This window comes from Streptomyces sp. NPDC043908 (assembly GCF_056435525.1).
Map to the genome: position 1 here is coordinate 36,753 of NZ_JBWKEI010000013.1, position 24,106 is coordinate 60,858.

The 24,106-nt window shown below is 72.6% G+C and carries 20 protein-coding genes; 8 read left to right on the forward strand and 12 right to left on the reverse strand.

The features are described from left to right. Positions 1–170 precede the first annotated feature (170 nt). From AC069K_RS26365 to AC069K_RS26390, 6 genes are all read right to left on the reverse strand, one after another. Positions 171–1,235: a BMP family lipoprotein gene (locus tag AC069K_RS26365; RefSeq protein ID WP_478620523.1), complete on the reverse strand. Its 1,065-nt coding sequence runs from the start codon at positions 1,233–1,235 to the stop codon at positions 171–173. A 140-nt stretch (positions 1,236–1,375) separates the two neighbouring features. Continuing rightward, positions 1,376–2,608, reverse strand: a complete 1,233-nt coding sequence (locus tag AC069K_RS26370) for an amidohydrolase (protein WP_365103975.1) — start codon at positions 2,606–2,608, stop codon at positions 1,376–1,378. Positions 2,609–2,893: 285 nt separating this feature from the next. Then, on the reverse strand, positions 2,894–3,961 hold the full coding sequence (locus AC069K_RS26375) for a hypothetical protein (RefSeq protein ID WP_478620526.1): 1,068 nt from the start codon (positions 3,959–3,961) through the stop codon (positions 2,894–2,896). Between the two features lie 49 nt (positions 3,962–4,010). Further along, positions 4,011–4,940 carry an N-acetylneuraminate synthase family protein gene (locus AC069K_RS26380; protein WP_365103899.1) on the reverse strand — a complete coding sequence of 310 codons (930 nt, stop codon included), beginning with the start codon at positions 4,938–4,940 and terminating at the stop codon, positions 4,011–4,013. An 11-nt stretch (positions 4,941–4,951) separates the two neighbouring features. Then, positions 4,952–6,205, reverse strand: a complete 1,254-nt coding sequence (locus AC069K_RS26385) for a cytidylyltransferase domain-containing protein (protein WP_478620529.1) — start codon at positions 6,203–6,205, stop codon at positions 4,952–4,954. Further along, the gene (locus AC069K_RS26390) at positions 6,205–7,527 is read right to left on the reverse strand and encodes a DUF6716 putative glycosyltransferase (protein WP_478620532.1); all 1,323 of its coding nucleotides are present in this window, start codon (positions 7,525–7,527) and stop codon (positions 6,205–6,207) included. Before AC069K_RS26390 ends, AC069K_RS26385 begins: the two co-directional genes overlap by 1 nt. Positions 7,528–7,715: 188 nt before the next feature. Between AC069K_RS26390 and AC069K_RS26395 the strand changes: the two genes are divergently transcribed. Beyond that, positions 7,716–8,702 (forward strand): glycosyltransferase family 2 protein, encoded by a 987-nt coding sequence (locus tag AC069K_RS26395; protein WP_478620535.1) that lies wholly within the window; start codon positions 7,716–7,718, stop codon positions 8,700–8,702. After that, a complete protein-coding gene (locus tag AC069K_RS26400; protein WP_478620538.1) occupies positions 8,702–10,015 on the forward strand; it encodes an alpha-2,8-polysialyltransferase family protein in 1,314 nt (437 codons plus the stop codon). Before AC069K_RS26395 ends, AC069K_RS26400 begins: the two co-directional genes overlap by 1 nt. Here the strand turns inward: AC069K_RS26400 and AC069K_RS26405 are convergent. Next, the gene (locus AC069K_RS26405; RefSeq protein WP_478620541.1) at positions 9,945–11,564 is read right to left on the reverse strand and encodes an FAD-dependent monooxygenase; all 1,620 of its coding nucleotides are present in this window, start codon (positions 11,562–11,564) and stop codon (positions 9,945–9,947) included. The two genes, AC069K_RS26400 and AC069K_RS26405, sit on opposite strands and share 71 nt — an antisense overlap. 37 nt (positions 11,565–11,601) lie before the next feature. On the opposite strand from AC069K_RS26405, the gene AC069K_RS26410 reads away from it, so the two are divergent. Further along, the gene (locus AC069K_RS26410) at positions 11,602–12,246 is read left to right on the forward strand and encodes a TetR/AcrR family transcriptional regulator C-terminal domain-containing protein (RefSeq protein WP_358831737.1); all 645 of its coding nucleotides are present in this window, start codon (positions 11,602–11,604) and stop codon (positions 12,244–12,246) included. Between the two features lie 385 nt (positions 12,247–12,631). Here the strand turns inward: AC069K_RS26410 and AC069K_RS26415 are convergent, their stop codons facing one another. Beyond that, positions 12,632–14,230 (reverse strand): acyl-CoA mutase large subunit family protein, encoded by a 1,599-nt coding sequence (locus tag AC069K_RS26415; RefSeq protein WP_365103884.1) that lies wholly within the window; start codon positions 14,228–14,230, stop codon positions 12,632–12,634. A 93-nt stretch (positions 14,231–14,323) separates the two neighbouring features. Here AC069K_RS26415 and AC069K_RS26420 point away from each other — a divergent pair, with 93 nt between their 5' ends. Continuing rightward, positions 14,324–15,214 carry a L,D-transpeptidase family protein gene (locus tag AC069K_RS26420; protein ID WP_365103882.1) on the forward strand — a complete coding sequence of 297 codons (891 nt, stop codon included), beginning with the start codon at positions 14,324–14,326 and terminating at the stop codon, positions 15,212–15,214. Positions 15,215–15,471: 257 nt separating this feature from the next. Here AC069K_RS26420 and AC069K_RS26425 read toward each other — a convergent pair whose 3' ends face one another. From AC069K_RS26425 to AC069K_RS26440, 4 genes are all read right to left on the reverse strand, one after another. After that, positions 15,472–16,644: a hypothetical protein gene (locus tag AC069K_RS26425; protein ID WP_478620546.1), complete on the reverse strand. Its 1,173-nt coding sequence runs from the start codon at positions 16,642–16,644 to the stop codon at positions 15,472–15,474. Further along, a complete protein-coding gene (locus AC069K_RS26430; protein WP_365103877.1) occupies positions 16,644–17,285 on the reverse strand; it encodes an RNA polymerase sigma factor in 642 nt (213 codons plus the stop codon). Before AC069K_RS26430 ends, AC069K_RS26425 begins: the two co-directional genes overlap by 1 nt. 282 nt (positions 17,286–17,567) lie before the next feature. Further along, positions 17,568–18,158 (reverse strand): RNA polymerase sigma factor, encoded by a 591-nt coding sequence (locus AC069K_RS26435; protein WP_365103874.1) that lies wholly within the window; start codon positions 18,156–18,158, stop codon positions 17,568–17,570. Positions 18,159–18,212: 54 nt separating this feature from the next. Further along, on the reverse strand, positions 18,213–19,778 hold the full coding sequence (locus tag AC069K_RS26440; protein WP_478620745.1) for a family 20 glycosylhydrolase: 1,566 nt from the start codon (positions 19,776–19,778) through the stop codon (positions 18,213–18,215). A gap of 826 nt (positions 19,779–20,604) precedes the next feature. On the opposite strand from AC069K_RS26440, the gene sdhC reads away from it, so the two are divergent. The 4 genes from sdhC to AC069K_RS26460 are packed head-to-tail and all read left to right on the forward strand — an operon-like array spanning position 20,605 to position 24,034. Continuing rightward, on the forward strand, positions 20,605–20,985 hold the full coding sequence (sdhC, locus tag AC069K_RS26445) for a succinate dehydrogenase, cytochrome b556 subunit (RefSeq protein WP_365103871.1): 381 nt from the start codon (positions 20,605–20,607) through the stop codon (positions 20,983–20,985). Between the two features lie 8 nt (positions 20,986–20,993). Then, the gene (locus AC069K_RS26450; RefSeq protein WP_365103869.1) at positions 20,994–21,470 is read left to right on the forward strand and encodes a succinate dehydrogenase hydrophobic membrane anchor subunit; all 477 of its coding nucleotides are present in this window, start codon (positions 20,994–20,996) and stop codon (positions 21,468–21,470) included. A 30-nt stretch (positions 21,471–21,500) separates the two neighbouring features. Beyond that, complete coding sequence (gene sdhA / locus AC069K_RS26455) at positions 21,501–23,255, forward strand: succinate dehydrogenase flavoprotein subunit (protein ID WP_365103867.1); 1,755 nt, start codon at positions 21,501–21,503, stop codon at positions 23,253–23,255. Further along, the gene (locus tag AC069K_RS26460; RefSeq protein ID WP_358831746.1) at positions 23,255–24,034 is read left to right on the forward strand and encodes a succinate dehydrogenase iron-sulfur subunit; all 780 of its coding nucleotides are present in this window, start codon (positions 23,255–23,257) and stop codon (positions 24,032–24,034) included. Before sdhA ends, AC069K_RS26460 begins: the two co-directional genes overlap by 1 nt. Positions 24,035–24,106: the final 72 nt, after the last annotated feature.

The following is a 24,106-nucleotide window of genomic DNA, read 5'->3' on the forward strand; positions in this document are numbered from 1 at the left end:
GGGGGGAGGGGGGGGGGAAAGAGACGAAAGAACTCAGGGGGGGGGGGGGGGGGGGGGGGGGGGGGGGGGGGGGGGGGGGGTCTCCCCCCCCCCCCCCCCCCCGAGCCCGTCACTGCTTCAGTGCCGTGACGCGGTCCGGCCCCCGCGAGGGGGCCGGGTCACGGCCCGGATCACGGGGTCGTCTTGACCTTGATCTGGCCGTCGACGATCTTCTTCTTGGCCTCGTCGAGCTTGGCCTTGATGTCGTCGATGAAGCCGCCGCTGGTGGCGAGGGAGACGCCGTCCTTGGCCAGCGGGTAGCTGTTGGTGCCGGTCAGCGGCTTGCCGTCCTTGACCGACTTGACCAGGTCGTAGACGCCGATGTCGACGTTCTTGACGACCGAGGTCAGGATCGAGGACTTGTACTTGGCCAGCGAGGCCTGGTTGTACTGGTCGGAGTCGACACCGATCGCCCAGGCGCCCTTCTTGCCCGCGACGGCCTCGATGGCACCGTTGCCGGAGGAGCCGGCGGCCGTGTAGACGACGTCGGCGCCGTTGTCGAGCATGCCCTGCGCGGCGGCCTTGCCCTTGTCGGGGCTGGCGAAGCCGGAGGTGTCCGAACCGTGCGACAGGTACTGCGGGTCGACCTTGACGCCCGGCTTGGTGTCCTTGACGCCCTGGACGAAGCCCGCCTCGAACTTCTTGATGAGCGGAACGTCCACACCGCCGATGAAGCCGACGTGGTCGGTCTTCGTCTTCAGGGCGGCGGCGACACCGGCCAGGTAGGAGCCCTGCTCCTCGGTGAAGACGATGTTGTCGACGTTCTTGGCGCCCTCGACGACCGAGTCGACGATGCCGAAGCTGGTCTTCGGGAACTTGGCGGCGACCTGCTTCATCGAGTTGGCGTAGGCGTAGCCGATGCCGATGACCGGGCTGTAGCCCGCCTGGGCGAGCTGGGTGAGGCGCTCGACGCGGTCGGCCTCGGTGTCGGTCGTCTTGGCCGTCAGCTCCTTGATCTCACCGCCGAACTCGCCCTTGGCCTTGTCGATGCCGCGCGCGGCGGAGTCGTTGAACGAGTGGTCGCCACGGCCGCCGACGTCGTACGCGACACCGACCTTGACGCCCTTGCCGCCCGCGCTGGACGACGCGGAGGAGTCGTTGTCCTTCTCGGAGGACGTGCTGCCACACGCGGTGGCGGAAAGAGCGAGGGCGGCGGTGGCGATACCGGCCGCAGCGATCTTGGATACCCGGCGCACGAGGAGGTCCCTTCAAAACGAACCGAGAGCGCCCCTACCGGCGCTGGTTTCGCGTCGGATCGTAACGCGCGTAGATGTCGCGTAAAGACCTGTTCGGAAGCCGTTATCGAATCGCCGCGAACAGACGATGAAGTGTCCGGTTACGAACGGTGTCCTTCCAGCAGCGCAGCGGCAGTGAAGAGCTCCACTCCCACCTTGATGGCCGCCTCATCGGCGTCGAAATCACCCCGATGCAGGTCAAGACGGGCGTTGGACCCCGGGGTGCGGACGCCGAGACGGGCCATCGCGCCCGGCACGCGCTCCAGGTACCACGAAAAGTCCTCGCCACCCAGACTCTGCTCGGTGTCCTCGATCGAATAGGGCCCTCGGCGCGCCGTCTGAGCGTCGCGCAGGAGTTCGGCAACGGCCGGATCGTTGACCACCGGCGGCACGCCGGGGACATAGTTGATCTCGGGCTTCGCCCCGTGCAGAGTGGCGACCTCGTAGATCGCGGCGTGCACCTTGTCGGGCGCCTCCCGCCACGCCTCCAGGTCCAGGCAGCGCACGGTTCCGGCCAGCTCCGCGCGCATCGGGATGACGTTGCAGGCGTGCCCGGAGTCGATCCGGCCCCAGGTGACGGCGAGCCCCGCCCGGGCGTCGACGCGGCGGGCGAGCAGCGCGGGCACGTCGGTGACGACCCGGGCGGCGGCGGTCACCAGGTCGGTGGTCAGGTGCGGGCGGGCGGTGTGGCCGCCGGGCCCGTCCAGGGTGATCTCCAGCCGGTCGCAGGCGGAGGTGATCGCCCCGGTCCGCAGCCCGATCCGGCCCGCGTCCACGCGCGGGTCGCAGTGCACCGCGATGATCCTGCCCACGCCGTCGAGCGCGCCGGAGCGGATCGCGTCGGTGGCGCCGCCCGGCAGCACCTCCTCGGCGGGCTGGAAGACCAGCCGGACCGGGTTGGGCAGCAGGCCCTGCCGTTCGAGGTCGGCGAGGACGAGACCGGCGCCGAGCACGGTGGTGGTGTGGACGTCGTGTCCGCAGGCGTGCGCCCGATCGGGGACCGTGGAGCGGTACGGCGTGTTGACCTTGGCGTCCGGGATCGGCAGGGCGTCGATGTCCGCCCTGATCGCCAGCATGGGCCGTCCCCCCTTCCAGGTGCCGACATCGCACAGGAGTCCGGTACCGCTGTCGAGGACCCGGGGCTTCAGCCCGGCCGCCTCCAGGCGCTTCTTGATCGCCGCGGTGGTGCGGAACTCCTGGTTTCCCAGCTCGGGGTGCATGTGCAAGTCCCGGCGGAAGCCGATGAGTTCGGCGCGCAGGGGCTCGGGGAGCAACCCGGGCAGCGGGGCTTCCCCGGGCAGCTCGGCGTCGGGTTCGTCGGAGGCGCGCGACATCAACTGGTTCACCTGTTGAAGAGTAGGCCCCTTCAAGGGCCAACTAACCGTCGATCAACAAAAGTTCAGCCCGATAGGGGAAAGAAATCTGTCCTTCCGGCGGTTGTCCCCCTTCCTGGCTGGGTAAACTCGCCGCCCGCTTCTCAGGTGTGTCGCAGCGGTTTCCCAGCGCCCTCTCAGAGGGATCTCAGCGCCGTCTCGGCGCACCGCCCCGGGCCGGGGCGTGACGATGCCCGGCCGGGCTTCTGCCGCGACCGGACGGCGTCCCGGGGGGCGGATGCCCGCTCAGGCCGCGACCATGCGCAGCCCGTGGGCGGTCCGGGCCGAGCCGGTGACGTCCGCGAGGAAGCCCTGGGCGCGCGGCGAGGCCTTCTCGGTGAGCCAGCCGGGGTCGATGTCGCAGACCAGCAGCCGCACCCCGGTGCCCGCGAGCGCCGGCGGCAGGGTGTGGACGACGGTCGAGGGAAAGCTGAGGATCGTCCGCCCGACGGGCCCCCGGCGGGCGATGAGCTCCAGCGGCAGGTCCGGCCGGACGATTTCGAGGCCGGTCCGCAGGTGCAGGGCGCGCAGCTTGTCCGGGGACTCGCGGCGGTGGGCGAAGTACCGGGTGGCGCCGTGGGTGCGGGCCAGGGCCGCGACCGCCTCCTGATAGCGGTCGGGGTCGACCACACCCGTCTCCACCAGCGAGGTGCCCACCATGTCGGCGCCCTTGGTGATGCGCGGGGGACCGAACCGGGCCCGGGTCCAGCCGAAGGTGTTCGGGGTGACCGTGACCGCCTCCGGCGCCTGGACGGGCATGGCGCTGAACACCTCGACCGTACGGCCCGGCGCCGGAGTGAGGCGACGGCGCGCCGAGGCGGCGAAGGGGGCGAACACCAGATCGCGCGCCCCTGCCCGGCTGCCGCGCCGGTGCCAGCGCACCAGCCGCTCGCCGCTGCCGAGCTGGGCGACGAACTCCATGGTGGCGGTGCCGTCGTCGACGACGACCAGGTCACGGGCGCGCGCCACGGTGAGGAGCAGCTGGACGTAGCGCGAGAACGGGTCGCCGATGACGATCCGCTCCGCGCGGCGCAGCAGCGAGGAGAGGCCGCCGATGGTGCGCAGGGGGGCGCTCGGCCCGCCGCGGGCCTCCTCCCAGCGCACCCGCATGCCCTCCTCGCGGGCCAGCTCCGCCATCCGGCGCAGCTGGCCGCGGGACATCGGGTCGGTGGGCGAGAGGACGACGACGGTGAGGTCGTCGTGGCCGACCGCCGCGCCCTGCGGGCCGCACCGCTGGGCCGGTACGCCGTTCAGGAGCGGGCGCGTGGAGTGGGCCCACTCCAGCACGTTGAGCAGCTGGACCGGGCTCTCCACGAAGGCGATCGTGGCGGAGGTGTCCCGAGGCACGGCGGCCGGCCCCGGCTCAGACCGAGACCGGCGCGCGGTCGGCGCCGGCGTCGGCCTCGGCGACGACCCCGGGGACCCGGCGCAGCTTCTTCATCGGGGCGAGCTCCGATTCGTAGACCTTCTTGACGCCGTCGCCGAGCGCGGCCTCGATGGTGCGGATGTCGCGGACCAGGCGCGCCAGGCCGCCCGGCTCGACGGAGGCGGCCTGGTCGGAGCCCCACATGGCGCGGTCCAGGGTGATGTGGCGCTCGACGAAGGTGGCGCCGAGGGCGACGGCGGCGAGGGTCGTCTGGAGGCCCGTCTCGTGGCCGCTGTAGCCGATGGGCACGTTGGGGTACTCGGCCATCAGGCTGTTGATCACCCGCAGGTTGAGCTCCTCCGCCTTGGCCGGGTACGTGGAGGTGGCGTGGCAGAGCAGGATGTTGTCGCTGCCGAGGACCTCGACGGCGTGCCGGATCTGCCGGGGGGTGGACATGCCGGTGGAGAGGATGACGGTGCGGCCGGTGGCGCGCAGGGCGCGCAGCAGCTCGTCGTCGGTGAGCGAGGCGGAGGCGACCTTGTGGGCGGGCAGGTCGAACTTCTCCAGGAAGGCGACGGCCTCGGTGTCCCACGGGGAGGCGAACCAGTCGATCCCGCGCTTGCCGCAGTGCTCGTCGATGGCGCGGTACTCCGACTCGCCGAACTCCACCCGGTGGCGGTAGTCGATGTAGGTCATCCGGCCCCACGGGGTGTCGCGCTCGATGTCCCACTGGTCGTGCGGGGTGCATATCTCCGGGGTGCGCTTCTGGAACTTGACGGCGTCGCAGCCGGCGTCGGCGGCGGCGTCGATCAGGGCGAGGGCGTTGCCCAGGTCCCCGTTGTGGTTGATGCCGATCTCACCGGTGACGTACACCGGCCGACCCGGTCCGGCGGTGCGGCTGCCGAAGGTGCGCAGACGGTTGCTCATGAGGGGTGTCCTTACTGGGCGGTGGCGGTGGGGAGCGGGGGGTTCGGCACAGGGGTGTGGTGGAGCTCGGGTCCGAGGAGCCAGGCGGCGATCTCGCGGATCGCGCCCTCGCCGCCGGGGGTGGCGGTGACCGTGCGCGCGGCGGCGCGCACGGAGTCGTGGGCGTCGGCGACCGCGACCGGCCAGCCGACGAGGGAGAAGCAGGGCAGGTCGTTGACGTCGTTGCCCGCGTAGAGCACCCGTGCCGGGTCGACGGCGTTCTCCTCGCACCACTGCTTGAGGGCGAGGTCCTTGCGGTCGACGCCGTGCAGGACGGGGATCCGCAGCTTGCGGGCGCGGGCGGCGACCACCGGGTTCCGCTCGGTGGAGAGGATCAGCAGCTTCAGGCCGGAGCGGCGCAGGGCCGCGACGCCGAGCCCGTCGCCCCGGTGCACGGCGACCAGTTCGCGGCCCTCGGCGTCGATGAGGACCCGGTCGTCGGTCTGGGTGCCGTCGAAGTCGAGGACGACCGCGTCCACCTCGTCGCGGGCCGGGACACGGGCCGGGTCGAGCAGGGGCGCGAGCGCGCGGGCGCGGGCCAGGTCGTGCGGGTCGTCGATCTCCAGGACCCGGGCCGGGTCGGTGCGCACCAGCGCGGTGCGGCCGAAGAAGCGGTGCCGGTGGGTGCGGAAGCCCTCGGCGTCCATGGCGTAGGCGGCGCCGGTCTCCAGGAAGTCCTGGGGGCGGTCCTGGCGGCGCGGGCGGAAGGACTTGTCGTGGCCCAGGCCCTCGCCGCCGTCCGGCGACTCGCGCCAGACGAAGCCGTGGAAGGGGGCGACGGTGACGGCCGTGTCGGCGCCGTCCACCACGACGGCCGCGGCGACCCCGTCCACGTCCTCGTGGCTCAGGAACGGACTGGTGCACTGCACGAGCAGCACCACGTCGGCGTCCCTGGCGCAGGCGGCGCCGCTCTCCAGGGCGTGCAGCACGGCGGCCTCGCTGGTCGCGGTGTCCCCGGCGATCGCGGCGGGGCGTACGACGACGTGGGCGCCGGCCGCGGCGGCGGCGGAGGCGATCGCCGGGTCGTCGGTGGAGACGGCGACGTCGGTGACGTGGCGCGCGGCGAGGCAGGCCTGTACCGCCCGGACGACCAGCGGGACGCCGCCGACCGCGGCGAGGTTCTTGCCGGGGACGCCCTTGGAGCCGCCCCGGGCCGGGATGACGGCCAGGACCTTCCTGGGGCGGGCGTCCGCGGTGGGCCGGGGGCGGGTGGACCGGTCGTTCATCAGAGTTCTCCCATCCGGCGGATGACCGGGGCCACGCGCTGCACTCCGTGGCGGTAGGCCCCGCGGGCCGCGTCCCGTACGGCGTCGCGCACCAGGCGGCGTACGCCGGTGGCCTCCGCCTCGGGTGCGGCGCCCGGCAGCGGGGTGCCGTCGGGGGCGAGGTGGTGGCGGGCGAGGATGCCGGGCAGATAGCCGGGCGCGGTGGTGGGCGTGTAGTACGGGCGCACGGGAGGCAGTCCGGGGCGGGCCACCAGATCGGCGATGCGCGCGCGGGCCGCGTCGAAGGCGGTGGCGTACGCGTCGCCCGGGGCGACGCCCTGCGCGGCGAGCCAGCCGGCGTCGGGGACCGGGCGGTGGCCGGCGTCCAGCTCGTCCCAGGAGGCGAGGCAACCGGATCCGACGAAGTGGTGGTTGCCCAGGCCCTCGCGTACCCCGAGGTCGGTGAGGACGGCGGTGGGCACCGAGCGGTGCAGGGATTCCAGGGCCGCCGTCGAGGAGACCGTGACGAGCAGGTCGGTGCGGTCCAGGACCTCGCCCATGTTCCCGTACACCAGACGGAAGTTGGGCGGCACTTCGAGGGAGCGGACGAGCTTCTGGTAGGGCTGCTCCTCGATGTGCGTGGTGTGCTCGCCGGGCCGGGAGCGCAGCTTGAGCAGCACCTCGCGGCCGGGGTGGCGGCGGGCGTGGCCGATCAGGCGGCGCAGCAGGTAGAGCCGGTCGGCGCGGCTCTCGGGCACCGAGGGCTGGGCGGCGAAGACGAGCGTGTCGCGGCCCGGTTCGGGGCGGTGGGGCGCGCCTGCGAGGAACGGCAGGGCGGCCTCGGTGACCGCCGAGGCGTCGGCGCCCACGCCCTCGTACACCGCCCGGAACCGCGCGGCGTCGTGGCGGGAGTTGGCGAGGACGACGTCGGCGCCGTGGCGCAGCAGCAGGCCGTCGGTGAGCTTCTCGTAGACGACGCCGACGTAGCCGGTGACCAGGACGGGCCTGCGGGTCCCGGCCGGCCACAGCCGGGCGAGGCCGTGCAGGGCGGCCTGGGCGGCGCCGCCGACCAGCGCGAGGACCACCACGTCGTACGGCTCGCGCTCGACAGCGTGCAGGAAGCCGGCCATCGTCACCTCGCGCAGCGCGTCGGCGCCGACGCCGACCTCGGCGAGCTGGCGCGGGGTGGGGGTGGCCCGGCCGCGCAGCAGGAAGCCGCTGAGCTCCGGCGGGTGCTCGGCGATGCGGCGGGCGGTGAGGGCACCCCATTTCCACCGCGTGTCGGAATCGGCGACGACGGCGATCCGGGGCGCGGTGGTATGGGGATTCGTAACGGACGGCACGTCGAAGAAGCTAGGAATCCATTCCGTTTGGCGGCCCAACTGGGCCGCAACAGATGGTTAACAGCGCGTCTACGCAAGGGGAAAGGGCCCGTGGGGCTTACGGGTTAACAGCCCGGTCGCCCACTGTTCACCCACCATCCCTCGCACGGACGGGGCACATGACGCGGCGCCGCTTTAGCGTCACCCGGGTGGTCAAGCTCTCCGTGGTCGTGCCGTTCTACAACGTGCGCGCCTATGCCCCCGACACCCTGAGAAGTCTGCGCGACAACGCGCGCGAGGACTTCGAGTTCCTGCTGGTCGACGACTGCTCCTCGGACGGTACGGCCGCGCTCCTCGCCCGCGCCGGGCGCGAGCTGCCGGGGGCGGTGGTCCTCACCCACGAGAAGAACGGCGGTCTCGCCACCGCGCGCAACACCGGCATCGACGCGGCGCGCGGCGAGTACGTCACCTTCCTCGACGGCGACGACTGGCTGGCGCCCGGCTACTACGGCCAACTCGTCGCCGCCATCGAGGAGTTGGGCTGCGACTTCGTGCGCACCGACCACGTCCAGTGCACCGGCACCCGGCGCTCGGTGCAGCGGGTGCCGCACGGGCGGCGCGGCGAGGTGCTGGACCCGCGCGCGGCGATCCTGCCGACCAGCCGCTCCACCTCGGTGGACTACGCGTTCGCCTGGGCCGGGATCTACCACCGGCGGCTGGTGGAGCGGGGTCTGCTGCACTTCACGGACGGGCTGCGCACGGCCGAGGACCGGCCGTGGATCTGGCGGCTGCACCGGGAGGCGGAATCCTTCGCGGTGCTGGGTCTGCTCGGGGTGTACTACCGGCGTGGAGTCGCCACCTCGCTCACGCAGATAGGCGATGTACGCCAGCTGGATTTCCTGCGGGCTTTCGACCAGGTGGTCGAGGAAACGGCCCGGGATTCCCGTGCCGCGGAACTGCTGCCGAAGGCGGTACGGACGTACTGCGCCATTATCTCCCACCACCTGGGAAATAGGGAGCGATTCGAACCGGCCGTGGCGCGCGAACTGCGGAGCAGGAGTGCGGAAGCGTTGAGAAGAATGCCGCAGGACATCCTCAACGAGGCGCTCGACTCGATGGACTCGGCCCGCGCCTCCCGGCTGCGGCGGCTGCGCGGCCGTACCCGCTCCCTCACGTCGGCGGGAGCCGCGGCCTGATGCGTACGACGCAGATCTTCCTCGCCACGACGGTGTACGGGACGGCGACGCTGGCCGCCGCGATCGACAGCGGGTGCTTCGGCCCCGCCGACCGGCGCCTGCTCCTCATCAGCAACAACGCGCCCATCCCGGAGACCGCGCCCTCCCTCGGCACCATGCCGGGCTTCGCTTCCCTGCGCGGGCGCTTCGACGGGGTGCTGTCGTGGAACGACACCATCGCGCCGATGCATCCGGCCGGCTGGGCGCCGCGCGCGGACGACGTGCCGCTGTGGGAGCGGCAGTTGCGGCGCGCCTGGGACCTCGGCGACGACCGGATCGAGCTGGCCGTGGAGTCCATCCAGGTCAACCCGGCGGGCGCGGTCGCCCAGCTCTTCCCGGACGCGCCCCTGCACGTGTACGCGGACGGGCTGATGAGCTACGGCCCCACCCGCAACAAGCTGGACCCGCTGGTGGGTTCGCGGGTGCGGCGGGTGCTGCACCTGGACCTGGTGCCGGGCCTGGAGCCGCTGCTGCTCGGCGAGTTCGGGGTGGGCGCGGAGGTGATCCCGACGGCGGCCTTCACCAAGGTGGTGGGCGAACTGTCCGCCGAGGGCGCCGGCCTCGACGTGCCCGAGGGCGCGGCCCTGCTGCTCGGCCAGTACCTGGCCGCGCTCTCGATCCTCACCGAGGACGAGGAGGAGCGGCTGCACCTCGCCATGGTGCGGGGCGCCGCCGCGCGCGGCCACCGCCGGATCGTCTTCAAGCCGCACCCCTCGGCGCCGCCCGCCTGGACCGAGGCGCTGCGCACCGAGGCCGGGGCGCTGGGCGTGGAACTGACCGTCCTGGAGAGCGCCCTGCCGGCCGAGGTGCTGTACGAGCGCCTCGCCCCCGCGCTGGTGGTCGGCTGCTTCTCCACGGCGCTGATGACCGCGTCCGCGTTCTACGGCCTCCCGGTCGCCCGCACCGGCACGGAACTCCTCCTGGACCGCCTCACCCCGTACCAGAACAGCAACCGGGTGCCGGTGACGCTGGTGGACGCGCTGCTGCCGCCCCTGGAGGGCGGGGCACCGCCGCCGCCGCACGACCCGGCGGCGCTGCTGGCGGCGGTCGGCTACGCGATGCAGTCCGAGATCCGCCCCGACCTGCGCCCCGCCGCCGAGCAGTACCTCACCCACCAGCTAACCCCGCACACCTGGCGCTACTTCAAACGCCGCCGCCTGACCACCCTGGCCCTCCCCGGCGCCCTCCCCACCCAGCTCGCCTTCATCCCCCGCAATGCGACGGTCCGACGACTGGCCCGCCGGGCACGGGCCGTGAGACGCCGGGTGCGCTGACGGCCGCGGCGGATGGGCCGGCGGCCGAGGCGGGTGGGCCGGCGGTCGCGCCGACCCGCGCCAGGTACCCGGTGAGGCCCTCCGGGGTTTCGCCTGCCCAGCCCACGTATCCGTCCGGGCGGATGAGGAAGAGTCCGCGTCCGTACGGCTCGTACGCCGTCAGGGTGTGGACGTGGACCAGTTCGCTCTCCAGCGCCGGGGCCTCGGCGCCGATGGCGAGCAGGGTGAAGTGGGGGCCGCTGTACAGGTCGAAGAGGCGGCCCTCGGGCAGGACGCCGTCGGGGGCGCGGTCGCCGGCCTCCAGGGAGCCCGCCCGGCCCACCGAGAGCGGGCCGCCCCGGTAGCCGATGCCGAGCTGCTTGACCTCGTTGCCGCGCTGACTGTCCCCGCCGAGCAGGGCCTTGCGGTGCAGGCGGGTGCTGATGCCCAGGACGTCGGCGGCGACCGGCCGGCGCTCCGCCTCGTAGGTGTCGAGCAGGTCGGCCGGAGCGCCGTGCCGCAGTACCTGGCCGAGCTTCCAGCCCAGGTTGTAGGCGTCCTGGACGCTGGTGTTCAGGCCCTGGGCGCCGGCCGGTGAGTGCACGTGGGCGGCGTCCCCGGCGAGGAAGACCCGGCCCACCCGGAACCGCTCGGCGAGCGCGGCCCGGGGCCGGAAGTCCGAGGCCCAGACGACCTCGGTGATCTCGTCGGCGCTGACCGGCGTACGGGCGGCGATCAGCTTCCGTACGCCCTCGGGGCTGGTGTCCGCCACCGTGTCCACGTCGTCGTACTGGGCGACCATCTGGAACAGCCGGGGGGCGCCCGGCAGCGGGCAGAGCACCAGGGCGCCGCCGTCCCCGCCCGTCCACACGTGCCAGTGGTCCTCGTCCACGAACGCGTCCGGCGCGACGACCACGTCCGCCACCAGCATCGGCTTGGGGTCGACCGACTCGCCGCGCATGGCGACGCCGAGCAGCCTGCGCACGGTGGACCGGCCGCCGTCGGCCGCCACCAGATGGCGGGCGCGGACCTCGCGGCCGTCCGCGAAGCGGGCCGTGACCCCGTGCTGGTCCTGGTCGAGCCCGGTCAGCCCGGCACCGAAGACGACCTCGCCGCCGAGGGCGCGCAGCTGGTCGTGGAGCAGCGCCTGGAGGTGCGCCTGGCCGATGAGCAGGCCGTTCGCGTACGGGGTCTGCTCGGTGGGCTCCGAGCGCTCCATCATGTCCCACTCGCGCCCGCGGGTGGTGCCGTCCGGACCCTCCCAGGAGAGCATCCGGGGGTACTCGCGCCCGGCCGCGCGGACCGTCTCCAGGATGCCGAGGTCGTGCAGCACCTCCTGGGTGCGCGGCTGGAGGCCCTTGCCGCGCGAGCCGGGGAAGAGGTGGTCGGCCTTCTCGACGAGCAGGGCGGGGACGCCGCGGCGGGCGAGGTCGATGGCGAGGACGAGGCCGGTGGGGCCGGCGCCGCAGATGAGTACGTCCGTGTCCACGGCCGTCTGCCCGTCCACGGCCGTGTCCCCGTCCCCGGCCGTGTTCCCGTCCACGCTTTCCTTAACGTTGTTAAGTTCCATGCCGGGAGCATGTGCTTAACGGTGTTAAATTGTCAAGGTGGCTACGACGAGAATCGACCGGGCGCTGGTCGCCGACACCGCGCTGCGGCTCCTGAACGAGGTGGGCCTCGACGGGCTCACCCTGCGGGCCATCGCCAAGGAGCTGAAGGTCCAGGCGCCCGCGCTCTACTGGCACTTCAAGAACAAGCAGGCGCTGCTCGACGAGATGGCGACGGTGATGTACCGGCGGATGGCCCAGGACGCGCCCGGCGTCCCCGGCGTCTCCCCCGACGCGCCCTGGCAGGAGCAACTGGCCGGGTTCAACCGGGCGTTGCGGGCCATGCTGCTGAGCTACCGGGACGGGGCGAAGGTGTACGGGGGCGCCCGCTTCACCGGTACCGACCATGCCGGGGCGCTGGAGGCGCTGCTGTCCGCGATGGGCGCGGCGGGCTTCGGCCCGAGCGAGGCGGCCCTGGCCGGGACGACGGCGTACGCGTACACGATGGGCTTCGTGGCGGAGGAGCAGGGGATGGGGGCCGAGCCGTTCGACGTGGGGGCGCGGGCGGCACGGCTGGCGGAGTACCCGCTGGCGGCGGCGGTGGGGCCGGATCTCTTCGAGGGGTACGAGGAGCGGTTCGAGGCGGGGCTGCGGATGGTGATCGCGGGGGTGGAGGTGGTGCGTGGGGGGCGGGGTGGTGCCTGAGGCCGTGTTTCGGCTGCGGGCGCGTGGGGGCCGGTCGCGCAGTTCCCCGCGCCCCTGGGACCCCCTTTCGTCTGCGGGTGGTGCCGGGTTGCTCGCACAGTTCCCCGCGCCCCTGGGACCCCCTTTCGTCTGCGGGTGGTGCCGGGTTGCTCGCGCAGTTCCCCGCGCCCCTGAGACCCCCTTTCGTCTGCGGGCCGTGCCGGGTTACTCGCGCAGTTCCCCGCGCCCCTGGAGCCCCTTTCGTCTGCGGACCGTGCTGGGTTGCTCGCGCAGTTCCCCGCGCCCCTCAAAACGCCCTCCGTCCGCAGACCGTGCCAAGCTGCTCGCGTCGTTCCCCGCGCCCCTAAAAGCCCCCTCCGTCCGCGGACCGTGCCGGGCTGCGGAGTCAGAACGCCTCGTGGGGTTCGTACGTGCCCCACACCTCGCGCAGCGCCCCGCACACCTCCCCGACCGTCGCCCGTGCCGCCAGTGCCCTCTTCATGGGGTACAGGACGTTCTCCGAGCCCTCGGCCGTCCGGCGCAGTTCCTCCAGGGCCGCGGTGACCGCCGGTCCGTCGCGGTCCGCGCGCAGCGACGCAAGGCGGGACGCCTGGCGGGCCTCGATCGCCGGGTCCACCCGCAGCGGCTCGTACGGCTCCTCCTCGTCGAGGCGGAAGCGGTTCACCCCGACCACCACCCGCTCCCCGCTGTCCGTCTCCCGCGCGATCCGGTACGCCGTGCGCTCGATCTCGCCCTTCTGGAAGCCGTGCTCGATCGCGCTCACCGCCCCGCCCAGCTCCTCGACCCGCTCCATCAGCGCCAGCGCCGCCGCCTCCACGTCGTCCGTCATGGACTCGACGACGTACGAACCGGCGAAGGGGTCGACGGTCGCCGTCACGTCCGTCTCGTACGCGAGGACCTGCTGCGTACGCAGGGCCAGGCGCGCGCTCTTGTCGGTGGGCAGCGCGATCGCCTCGTCGAAGGAGTTGGTGTGCAGCGACTGGGTGCCGCCCAGCACCGCCGCCAGGCCCTGCACGGCGACCCGGACCAGGTTCACCTCGGGCTGCTGGGCGGTCAGCTGCACCCCGGCGGTCTGGGTGTGGAAGCGCAGCATCCACGACTTGGGGTCCTTCGCGCCGAAGTCCTCCCGCATCACCCGCGCCCAGATCCGGCGGGCCGCGCGGAACTTGGCGACCTCCTCCAGGAGCGTGGTGCGCGCGACGAAGAAGAACGACAGGCGCGGGGCGAAGTCGTCCACGTCCATCCCGGCCGCGACCGCCGTCCGCACGTACGCGATGCCGTCGGCCAGGGTGAACGCGATCTCCTGCGCGGGCGAGGCCCCCGCCTCGGCCATGTGGTAGCCGGAGATCGAGATCGTGTTCCACCTGGGCAGCTCGGCCCGGCAGTACCGGAAGACGTCCGCGACCAGCCGCAGCGACGGCTTCGGCGGGAAGATGTAGGTGCCGCGGGCGATGTACTCCTTGAGCACGTCGTTCTGGACCGTGCCCGTCAGCGCGTGCGCCGGGACGCCCTGCTCCTCGGCGACCAGCTGGTACATCAGGAGCAGCAGCGCGGCCGGCGCGTTGATCGTCATCGAGGTCGAGACCTCGCCCAGCGGGATGCCGTCGAACAGGATCCGCATGTCCTCGACGGAGTCGACGGCCACCCCGACCTTGCCGACCTCGCCGTGCGCGAGCGGCGCGTCGCTGTCGTGCCCCATCTGCGTGGGCAGGTCGAAGGCGACCGAGAGGCCGGTGGTGCCGTGGGCGATGAGCTGCCGGTAGCGGGCGTTGGACTCGGCCGCCGTGCCGAAGCCGGCGTACTGGCGCATGGTCCAGGGGCGTGCCGCGTACATCGTCGGGTAGACACCCCGGGTGAACGGATACCCGCCCGGCTCACCCAGCTGCCGGGCCGGGTCCCACCCGTCGAGGGCTTCCGGCCCGTAGACCGGGTCGAGAGGCAGACCGCTCTCGGTGCGCCGGGCACCGTCCGACTCGCGCGCCATGGGTTCCGCCTCGCTTCCTCGACGGGTTGTTGCAACCGTTCGGCCCGGGAAACAGTCTCTGGGATCACCAGAGGGAATATCAGGGGGGCGACGATGCGCCGGATCCATCTCACCACTGTCATAGCCAGAACGCTCGCCGCGGCCACGGTCCTGACCGTGACCGCCGCGTGCGGTGCCCAGACCGACAAGGCGTCGGGGACCACCGCCGACCAGAAGCCCGCAGCGCAGGCGCCCTCGGCGGCGCCCGCGGCGGACACCACCGCCAATGACCACCAGCCCGAGACCGCCGGCCTGGCGGACGCGCCGGTCACCACGGACCGCGCGGCCACCACCGCCGCCAGGGCCCAGCCGAAGGTCCTGATGGCGGCCGGTTCGCGGGGCGCGCAGGTCAAGGAGCTCCAGGCCCGGCTCGCCCAGGTCGGCTGGTTCGACGACACGCCGACGGGGACGTACGGCAGCGTCACCACCGCCGCCGTCAAGGGCTTCCAGAGCAAGCGCGGCCTGCCCGCCACCGGCTCGGCCGACGCCGCCACCTGGCAGCGGCTGGGCGTCATGACCACCAAGCCGACCCGCCAGGAGCTCGACGGGAAGGCCGTCAACAAGCCGAAGACCAAGCTGGACAAGCGCTGTATGACCGGCCGCGTGCTGTGCATCAGCAAGACCACCCGCACGCTCAACTGGGTGGTCAACGGCAAGGTGCAGTCCTCGATGGACGTCCGGTTCGGCTCGCAGTACACGCCGACCCGCGAGGGCGTCTTCAAGGTCTTCCTGAAGAGCAAGAACCACGTCTCGTCGATCTACCACACGCCCATGCCGTACGCGATGTTCTTCAGCGGCGGCCAGGCCGTGCACTACTCGTCGGACTTCGCCAAGCGCGGGTACGCGGGCGCCTCGCACGGCTGTGTGAACGTACGCGACAAGGCCAAGCTCGCCAGGCTCTTCGACCAGGTGAAGGTGAACGACAAGGTCGTCGTCTACTGGTGAGTGCCGTCCGGCGGTGAACGCCGTCCGCCGGTGGGCGGGCGGTCCGGCCCGGTGGACCGGTCCTCGTGACCGGGTCGCCGGGCCGTTCGCTGTCCGGCCGCTGTCCGGCCGGAAGAGGGAGGGCGCGGGCGGGACCGGGGGAACGTGCCCCGCCCGCGCCGTTCGCGCCGAGCCTTGGGTACGGGGGGAACCCCGGCTCTGTGCGCCGCCGATGACCAGTCGGCTCACTTCCTACTGCGTCGGCGGCCCGAAAAGTGTCACACCCGCTGTTCGGCCCGGTGAACGAGCGCCCGGTCGGCGCCCTGGAGGGCGGAGTCCACCGGCGTGAGCGGGCCCTGCGCCCGGCGTACGCGGGAGGTCGGCGGGACGTCCGGCGCGGCGGGCGGCAGGGCCGGGGCGCGCATCTCGGGCAGGGCCGGCAGCCCGGGGAGGCCGGGCGAGCCCTGCGCGGGCGGGGTGGACCAGCTCACGGTCGGCAGCTTCAGGACGGAGCCGTCGCGGCCGCCCCGGCCGCCGGAGACACCGCCGTGGCCCCCGTGGCCGTCCCCCTTGTCGTCCTTGTCGTCGCCGGAGCCGCCTTTGCCGCCCGAGCCGCCGGAACCGCCCTTGCCGCCCGAGCCGCCCTTGCCCCCGGTGCCGCCCCGCTCGGCCTGCTCGATCACGCTGTCGCAGAACTGCTTCACCTTGGCCGCACCCAGAGCGGCGATTTCCAGCCGGTGGCGGCGGTTCTGGTCGAGGCGCCCGGAGCGGTAGTCGCGGCAGTACTCGACCTTCTGGGCAGCCCAGTCGTCCTGCTTGCCCCCGTCCTTGGGGGCCGGGTCCGGCGTCGTCCTCGGATTCGGGGAGGTGCCCGGCGTGGTCGCGCCCGGGGTGGCGGGCTGCCCCGGGGCGGTGCGGCCCGGGGCCGGGGAGCGCGGGCCGACGGGGGTGCCGGTGCGCCCGGACGCCGGGCCGGAGGCGATGGGTGACGGGGTCGCGGCGGCCGACACGGACGACACGGGCTCGGGGTCGGCGGTGCCGAGGCCCGGCAGCACTCCGGTCCCGGCGGCCATGGCCACCCCGCCCAGGGCGCATCCGGCGATCGCCGCGGCCAGGCCGAAGCGGACCGGGCGCAGCCGGCGCCGGGGCGCGCGGGTGCCGCGCGGCTCGCGCCCGACCCGTACGACGGTGTCGGCCGGCGCGACCGCGGGGGCGTCCGCCTCGGCGCGGGCGCGGCGGAACGCGGCCAGCGCGGCGGCCTCGCCCGGCAGCTCGCGGGCGGCCGGGGCGTCCATGGCCTGGCGTACGTCGGGGCCGGCCAGCGCGCGCAGGACGGCGGTGAGCCGTTCGGCCTGCTCGCGGGCGCGGTCGTCGGCGGGAACGACGTCCTCGCCGCGGAGCAACCGCTCCGCGGCGTCCTCGTCCAGCCATTCGTGGCGCTCGTCGGCCATCACATGTCCTTCTGCGTCGGCGCGCCCGATTGCGTCACACCGCACGACCGGTTCCGTTGCGGCGGCACTCCGCCGAGATCCGCCGGGCCGTTCTCCGTGCCCAGCAGTTCGGCCAGCCGCTTGAGGCCGCGGTGGGCGGCCGTGCGCACCGCGCCGGGCCGCTTGCCCAGGGTCTCGGCCGCGCTCTTGGCGTCGAGGCCGACGACCACCCGCAGCACCACGGCCTCGGCCTGGTCCTGCGGGAGCTGGGCGATGAGCGCCATCGTACGTCCGGTGGAGAGGGCCTCCATCGCCTCGCCCGCGGTGTCGGAGTCGGCGGGGCGGCCGGTCAGCTCGGTCTCGTCGCCGCCCACGGCGGGGCGCCTGCCGCGCATACGGATGTGGTCGAGGGCCCGGTTGCGGGCGATGGTCGCGGCCCAGCCGCGGAAGCGGTCGGCGTCGCCGCTGAAGCGCTCGATGTCCCGGGCTATCTGGAGCCACGCCTCGGACGTCACGTCCTCCGCGTCGAACTCGCCGACGAGCGAGCGGGTGTAGCCGAGCAGCCGTGGATGCACCGCGCGGTACACAGCACGGAACGCGCTCTCGTCGCCGCCCTGTGCCGCGAGTATCGCGGCGGTCAGCTCCGCGTCTTCCCCCTGCACTCCCCGCACCTTGCTCTGGTGTCGCAGCTGGTCTGGCTGCCGCGCCGACCGGCGCGAAGGAGCACGCTACGGCCTCGGCGGCGGTTAAGTCCATTACTTGTACAACTCGCAACAATTCACTGACAGAGCGCGGTGTGACAGAAAACGCAGTCATGGCGCTGAGAGGAGTACGGGGTCGCCACACGGCCCCGACGGAAGACGGCCGGGGCCTCTCCTGTGGGGGGTGGCGGCCCCGGCCGTCCTTCCGCGCACGCGCCGCCCTCCGACGCGGGCGCGCGCCCGTCACGACCGGTCCCGCTCCCCCTCCATACCCCGCGCGAGCCGCCGCAGCCCCCGGTGCGCGGAGGTGCGCACGGACCCGGGGCGTTTGCCGAGGACCCGCCCGGCCGCCGCCCCGTCGAGCCCGGCCACCACCCGCAGCAGCACCGCCTCCGCCTGTTCGCGCGGCAGCGTGGCGATCAGCTGGAGCGCCCGGCGGGTGGAGAGGAACTCCAGGGCCGCCTCGGCCGTGTCCTGGCCACCCGGCAGTTCGAGCGCCTCCTGGTCGAGCCCGACCGTCCTCGGCCTCCGCTTCTGCCGGCGCAGATGGTCCAGGGCGCGGTGGCGCGCGATGGTCGCGGCCCAGCCGCGGAAGCCCGCCCCGTCGCCGTGGAACCGCCCCAGGTCACGGGCGATCTCCAGCCACGCCTCGGAGGCCACGTCCTCGGCCTCGGTGCCCACCAGCGACCGCGTCTGGGCGAGCAGGCCGGGGTGGACCAGCCGGTAGACGACGGCGAAGGCCCGCTCGTCGCCGCCCTGAGCGCCCGCGACGGCCGCCCCGAGCTCCGCGTCGTCGCTCCGTGTCCGGCCACGGCGCCGGCCCCCGCCCCCCATGGTCTGTTCTGCGCGCGGGCGGCCGGAAGTGTCACAGCCGGGCCCGCGCCGGGCTCACCCCAGCTTGTCGGCGAGCTCCTTGAAGTCCTCCCACTCCAGGGCCGGGGTGCGCGGGTCCCACAGCTTCTGGGCGGTGGCCCGCAGCGGCATCCGGATGCCCCGGGCCACCTGGTCCTGGGTCTGGGCGTCGGCGTAGTCGCACCAGACGGCGAACCGGGCGCCGAGCACCTGCCCGGAGTAGCGGTCGGGGACGGGCTTGGTGCCGCGCAGCACCAGCGGCGTCCACTCCTGGTAGATGCGCCGGCCGGTGGGGTACTTGAAGGCGTTGGGCTCGCCGAGGACGTAGTACAGGTACTCGTCGTTGAGGTTGACCGTCCTGCGCCCCTCGGCCAGGTACTCCTCGGGCGCGCGGGCGCCCAGCTCCTTGCCGGTCCAGTACTCGACCTCGCGGGCCGGGTCGGGGGCGACGGAGGTGTCCTTGAAGTAGCCGTCGTTCCAGGCCTTGAACTTCTTGCCGTAGGGGCGCAGCGCCGCCGCCCGGTCGTTGAGCCAGCCGGTCGCCAGGTCCGCGATGCCGGCCCTGGATCCGTACTTGGCGCGCGCGGCCTCGGCGAGCGCCGGGTAGGAGGCCGCCGGGTCCTTGGCCGTCAGCGCCAGGTACTCGTCGCCGCCGAGGTGCCAGTACGCGCCGGGGAACAGGTCCGCGTACTCGCGCAGCAGGTCGTCGACGATCCGGGCGGCGTCCGGGTTCGCTATGTCGACCGCGCCCTGGACCGGGCGCCCGTTCGCGCCGCGCAGCGCGAGCGCCGGGTGCGCCGCGATCACCGCGCCCAGGTGCCCCGGCGAGTCGATCTCCGGGACCACCTCGATGTGCAGCCGGCGGGCGAGCGCGACGATCCGCTCGACCTCGCGCTTGCTGAGGTGGTCGCGCGAGACGACCTCGGGGTGCGAGGCGGACTCGATGCGGAAGCCCTGGTCGTCGGAGAAGTGCAGACCGAGCTGGTTGAGCTTGAGGTCGGCCATCTCCCGCAGCCGGCTCTCGATCCAGCCCGCCGTGAAGGGCTTGCGGGCGATGTCGAGGTTGAGCCCGCGCTGCGGCCGGTCGGGCCAGTCCTCGACGACGCCCTCGGGCATCACCCCGCCGTCGCTCAGCGCCTGCTTCAGCGTGCGGGTGCCGTAGAAGACTCCGGCCTCGTCGGGGCCGGTGATGCGCACGGTCCGCTCGCGGACGGTCAGCGCGTACGACTCGGGGGTGGCCCCGGCCTTGGGGGCGAGCGCCAGCTCGATGTCCCCGGCCCGGGGCGCGGCCCCCTGCGCGTACTGCCTGCCGAGCTCCTCCGCGAGCAGCTGGGCCTCGTCCGCCAGCGACTCGCTGCCCGCGGGCACGACGACCCGGGTGGCGGCGACGGGCCGGAAGCCGGGGCCCCGGGCGGGCTCGTGCTGGCGTACGGAGGGGATCGTGCGGGGCGGCGAGGAGATCGGGTAGATCTGGGCGGGCGAGGGGGAGGCGCCGGGCTTGGGGTCGACCCGGCCGCCGTGGCCGCCGTGGGTGTCGTCCTCCGGCCAGACCAGCACGGTGAGCACGAGGGCGGCCACGGCCGCCACGGCGACACGCGCCATCAGGGCGCCCCGGCTGATCCGGGCCGTCCGCTCACCCCGGGCGCCGTCGGCGCCACCGGCACTCCTGGACTGCGACATCACTCAGAATCCTCCCATACGGGAACAACCACGGCGAAGGCGAGGCGGGAAACCCGGGAGTCGTCCACTATGCGCACTCCACCCCTCACGTCCGGGTGAAATCCGCGCGACCGCCGGGCACCCTCCACTCCGCGTCGATAGCGTGGCGGCACTCCCACCCCTCCTTCACCTCCCACCTCTCCGCATGTCTCCGCTTGTCCCCGTCTGCCCCTGGGCCCGCCGTCTCCCACCGGCGCGCGTCCGAAGCCCCGGCCGGCCGCGTTCGGCGTCCGTTCCGAGGAGCCCCACGCCGGCCGGCGAATCCCCCGCCGGCCCCCGGAAGCGACCGCCGCCACTCCATCACACTCCCCGCGCCCCGGACCGCCCGGCCGAACCACCGCTTGTCCCCGCCAACCCCCACATTCCGGACCCGGCGGACCCGGACGAGGAGCGGGCCGTCGCCGCCGACGAGCTGCGCCGACTCGCCCGCACGCGAATCACCCATATCCTGAGCAACCACCCGTATCCGGACACCGTGGGCGCGTCCCGTCGAACCCGCCCCCACCACCGGCCCCGTGACGGCCCGTCCGGCCCGCTCCCTAGCCCGTCCGTGGCTGATTGATTGCCTGTTTGATCACACCTGAGGACCCCGCGCGAACGAACCGACATCTCGTCGCTACGATGACCGGGGCCGGTGGACCGTACCCGGCCGGGTCAGACCGACAGTCAAGCCGGCCGGCCCTAGTCCCCGCTCCCGGAGGGTTTTTCCGTGCCGGCTGGAACGCTGTACCGCGGCCGGGAAGGTATGTGGTCGTGGGTGGCTCATCGAGTCACCGGTGTCCTCATTTTCTTCTTCCTGTTCGTCCATGTCCTCGACACCGCTCTCGTGCGTGTCTCCCCCGAGGACTACGACAAGGTCGTCGCTACCTACAAGACGCCGATCGTGGCGCTTCTGGAGTACGGCCTCGTCGCCGCCATCCTCTTCCACGCGCTCAACGGTCTCCGCATCATCGCGGTCGACTTCTGGGCCAAGGGCCCCCGCTACCAGAAGCAGATGCTGTGGTCCGTGGTGGCCATCTGGCTCGTTCTGATGGTCGGCGCGCTGTACCCGGTGCTCGGCCACGCCGCCCGTGAACTGTTCGGGAGCTGAGGACTGACATGTCTGCCGAAACCACTTCCGCGATCGGCGAGGTCGAGGCCACCGGCCCGTACGACGCCGACAACCCCGCGCCGCTCATCGAGGCCCCGCGCAAGCGGACCAAGAAGACGCCGAAGTCGACCCGCACCAACTTCGAGCTGTACGGCTGGCTGTTCATGCGGCTGTCCGGCATCGTCCTGGTGGTCCTCGTCGTCACCCACCTGTGCATCCAGCTGGTGCTCGACGGCGGCGTCTCCAAGATCGGCTTCGCCTTCGTGGCGGGCCGCTGGGCCAACCCGTTCTGGCAGGTCTGGGACCTGGCCATGCTGTGGCTGGCGATGCTGCACGGCGCCAACGGCCTGCGCACGGTCATCAACGACTACGCGCAGCGGGACAACACCCGCTTCTGGCTGAAGATGCTGCTCTACACCGCCACGGTGTTCACCGTCCTGCTGGGCACGCTGGTGATCTTCACCTTCGACCCGAACATCCGCTAGGCCACGGGCTGAGGGACTGAGGAATTTCTGATGAAGATCCACAAGTACGACACCGTCATCGTCGGCGCCGGCGGCGCCGGTATGCGCGCCGCCATCGAGGCGACGAAGCGCAGCCGCACCGCGGTGCTGACGAAGCTCTACCCCACCCGCTCCCACACGGGCGCGGCGCAGGGCGGCATGGCCGCCGCGCTCGCCAACGTGGAGGAGGACAACTGGGAGTGGCACACCTTCGACACGGTCAAGGGCGGTGACTACCTGGTCGACCAGGACGCCGCCGAGATCCTGGCGAAGGAGGCCATCGACGCCGTCCTCGACCTGGAGAAGATGGGCCTGCCGTTCAACCGCACCCCGGACGGCACCATCGACCAGCGCCGCTTCGGCGGCCACTCGCGCAACCACGGCGAGGCCCCGGTGCGCCGGTCCTGCTACGCCGCGGACCGCACCGGCCACATGATCCTCCAGACGCTGTACCAGAACTGCGTCAAGGAGGGCGTGGAGTTCTTCAACGAGTTCTACGTGCTCGACCAGCTCATCACCGAGGTCGACGGCGTCAAGACGTCCGCCGGTGTGGTGGCGTACGAGCTCGCGACCGGCGAGATCCACGTCTTCCAGGCGAAGTCCGTGATCTACGCGTCCGGCGGCACCGGCAAGTTCTTCAAGGTGACCTCCAACGCGCACACCCTGACCGGTGACGGCCAGGCCGCCTGCTACCGCCGGGGCATCCCGCTGGAGGACATGGAGTTCTTCCAGTTCCACCCGACGGGCATCTGGCGCATGGGCATCCTGCTGACGGAGGGCGCCCGCGGTGAGGGCGGCATCCTCCGCAACAAGGACGGCGAGCGCTTCATGGAGAAGTACGCGCCGGTCATGAAGGACCTCGCGTCCCGTGACGTCGTCTCGCGCTCCATCTACACCGAGATCCGTGAGGGCCGCGGCTGCGGTCCCGAGGGCGACCACGTCTACCTCGACCTCACGCACCTCCCGCCGGAGCAGCTGGACGCCAAGCTGCCCGACATCACGGAGTTCGCCCGGACGTACCTCGGTATCGAGCCGTACACGGACCCGATCCCGATCCAGCCCACCGCGCACTACGCCATGGGCGGCATCCCGACCAACGTCGAGGGTGAGGTCCTGGCGGACAACACCACCGTCGTCCCGGGTCTGTACGCGGCCGGCGAGGTCGCCTGTGTGTCGGTGCACGGCGCCAACCGCCTGGGCACCAACTCGCTCCTGGACATCAACGTCTTCGGCAAGCGCGCGGGCATCGCGGCGGCGGAGTACTCGGCGAAGGCCGACTTCGCCGAGCTGCCGGCCAACCCGGCGGAGCTGGTGGAGACCCAGGTCAAGAACCTGCTGTCGTCGACCGGCACCGAGCGGGTGTCGGTGATCCGCAAGGAGCTCCAGGAGACCATGGACGCCAACGTCATGGTCTTCCGCACCGAGCAGACGATCAAGACGGCCGTGGAGAAGATCGCGGAGCTCCGCGAGCGCTACAAGAACGTCTCGGTCCAGGACAAGGGCAAGCGGTTCAACACCGACCTGCTGGAGGCCATCGAGCTGGGCAACCTGCTCGACCTGGCCGAGGTCATGGCCGTCTCCGCCCTGGCGCGCAAGGAGTCCCGCGGCGGTCACTACCGCGAGGACTACCCCAACCGCGACGACGTCAACTTCATGCGCCACACCATGGCGTACCGCGAGGTCGCGGACGGCGGCAAGGACTCGATCCGACTCGACTACAAGCCCGTCGTCCAGACCCGCTACCAGCCGATGGAGCGTAAGTACTGATGGCCACCCCCACTCTCGACAAGGCGGACAAGGCCGGCGCGCCGGAGCCCGGTTTCGCCGACTCGCCGTACATCACGGTCACCTTCCGGGTCCGCCGGTTCAACCCGGAGGTCTCGGCCGAGGCGACGTGGCAGGACTTCCAGCTGGAGATCGACCCGAAGGAGCGCGTGCTCGACGGTCTCCACAAGATCAAGTGGGATCTGGACGGCTCGCTCACCTTCCGCCGCTCCTGCGCCCACGGCATCTGCGGCTCCGACGCGATGCGGATCAACGGCAAGAACCGCCTCGCGTGCAAGACGCTGATCAAGGACATCAACCCGGAGAAGCCGATCACGGTCGAGCCCATCAAGGGCCTGACGGTCCTGAAGGACCTGGTCGTGGACATGGACCCGTTCTTCCAGGCGTACCGCGACGTGATGCCCTTCCTCATCACGAAGGACACCAACGAGCCGACGCGCGAGCGCCTTCAGTCGGCCGAGGACCGCGAGCGCTTCGACGACACGACGAAGTGCATCCTGTGCGCCGCGTGCACGTCCTCGTGCCCGGTGTTCTGGAACGACGGCCAGTACTTCGGCCCGGCGGCGATCGTCAACGCGCACCGCTTCATCTTCGACTCGCGTGACGAGGCCGGGGAGCAGCGCCTGGAGATCCTGAACGACAAGGACGGCGTGTGGCGCTGCCGCACCACGTTCAACTGCACGGACGCGTGCCCGCGAGGCATCGAGGTCACGAAGGCGATCCAGGAAGTGAAGCGCGCGCTGATCACGCGTCGCTTCTGATCGCCCGGGCAGTACGCGACCGAGGCCCCGCTTCCCGTTCCGGGAGGCGGGGCCTCGGCCGTGCCGGGCGCC

Excerpts from the sequence above, each read along its gene's own strand:
- AC069K_RS26370 (WP_365103975.1), bottom strand. The coding sequence starts at position 2,608 with ATGTCGCGCGCCTCCGACGAACCCGACGCCGAGCTGCCCGGGGAAGCC.
- AC069K_RS26380 (WP_365103899.1), bottom strand. The coding sequence starts at position 4,940 with ATGAGCAACCGTCTGCGCACCTTCGGCAGCCGCACCGCCGGACCGGGT.
- AC069K_RS26385 (WP_478620529.1), bottom strand. The coding sequence starts at position 6,205 with ATGAACGACCGGTCCACCCGCCCCCGGCCCACCGCGGACGCCCGCCCC.
- AC069K_RS26400 (WP_478620538.1), top strand. The coding sequence starts at position 8,702 with ATGCGTACGACGCAGATCTTCCTCGCCACGACGGTGTACGGGACGGCG.
- AC069K_RS26405 (WP_478620541.1), bottom strand. The coding sequence starts at position 11,564 with ATGGAACTTAACAACGTTAAGGAAAGCGTGGACGGGAACACGGCCGGG.
- AC069K_RS26415 (WP_365103884.1), bottom strand. The coding sequence starts at position 14,230 with ATGGCGCGCGAGTCGGACGGTGCCCGGCGCACCGAGAGCGGTCTGCCT.
- AC069K_RS26420 (WP_365103882.1), top strand. The coding sequence starts at position 14,324 with ATGCGCCGGATCCATCTCACCACTGTCATAGCCAGAACGCTCGCCGCG.
- AC069K_RS26425 (WP_478620546.1), bottom strand. The coding sequence starts at position 16,644 with ATGGCCGACGAGCGCCACGAATGGCTGGACGAGGACGCCGCGGAGCGG.
- AC069K_RS26435 (WP_365103874.1), bottom strand. The coding sequence starts at position 18,158 with ATGGGGGGCGGGGGCCGGCGCCGTGGCCGGACACGGAGCGACGACGCG.
- AC069K_RS26440 (WP_478620745.1), bottom strand. The coding sequence starts at position 19,778 with ATGGCGCGTGTCGCCGTGGCGGCCGTGGCCGCCCTCGTGCTCACCGTG.
- AC069K_RS26450 (WP_365103869.1), top strand. The coding sequence starts at position 20,994 with ATGTCTGCCGAAACCACTTCCGCGATCGGCGAGGTCGAGGCCACCGGC.
- sdhA (WP_365103867.1), top strand. The coding sequence starts at position 21,501 with ATGAAGATCCACAAGTACGACACCGTCATCGTCGGCGCCGGCGGCGCC.
- AC069K_RS26460 (WP_358831746.1), top strand. The coding sequence starts at position 23,255 with ATGGCCACCCCCACTCTCGACAAGGCGGACAAGGCCGGCGCGCCGGAG.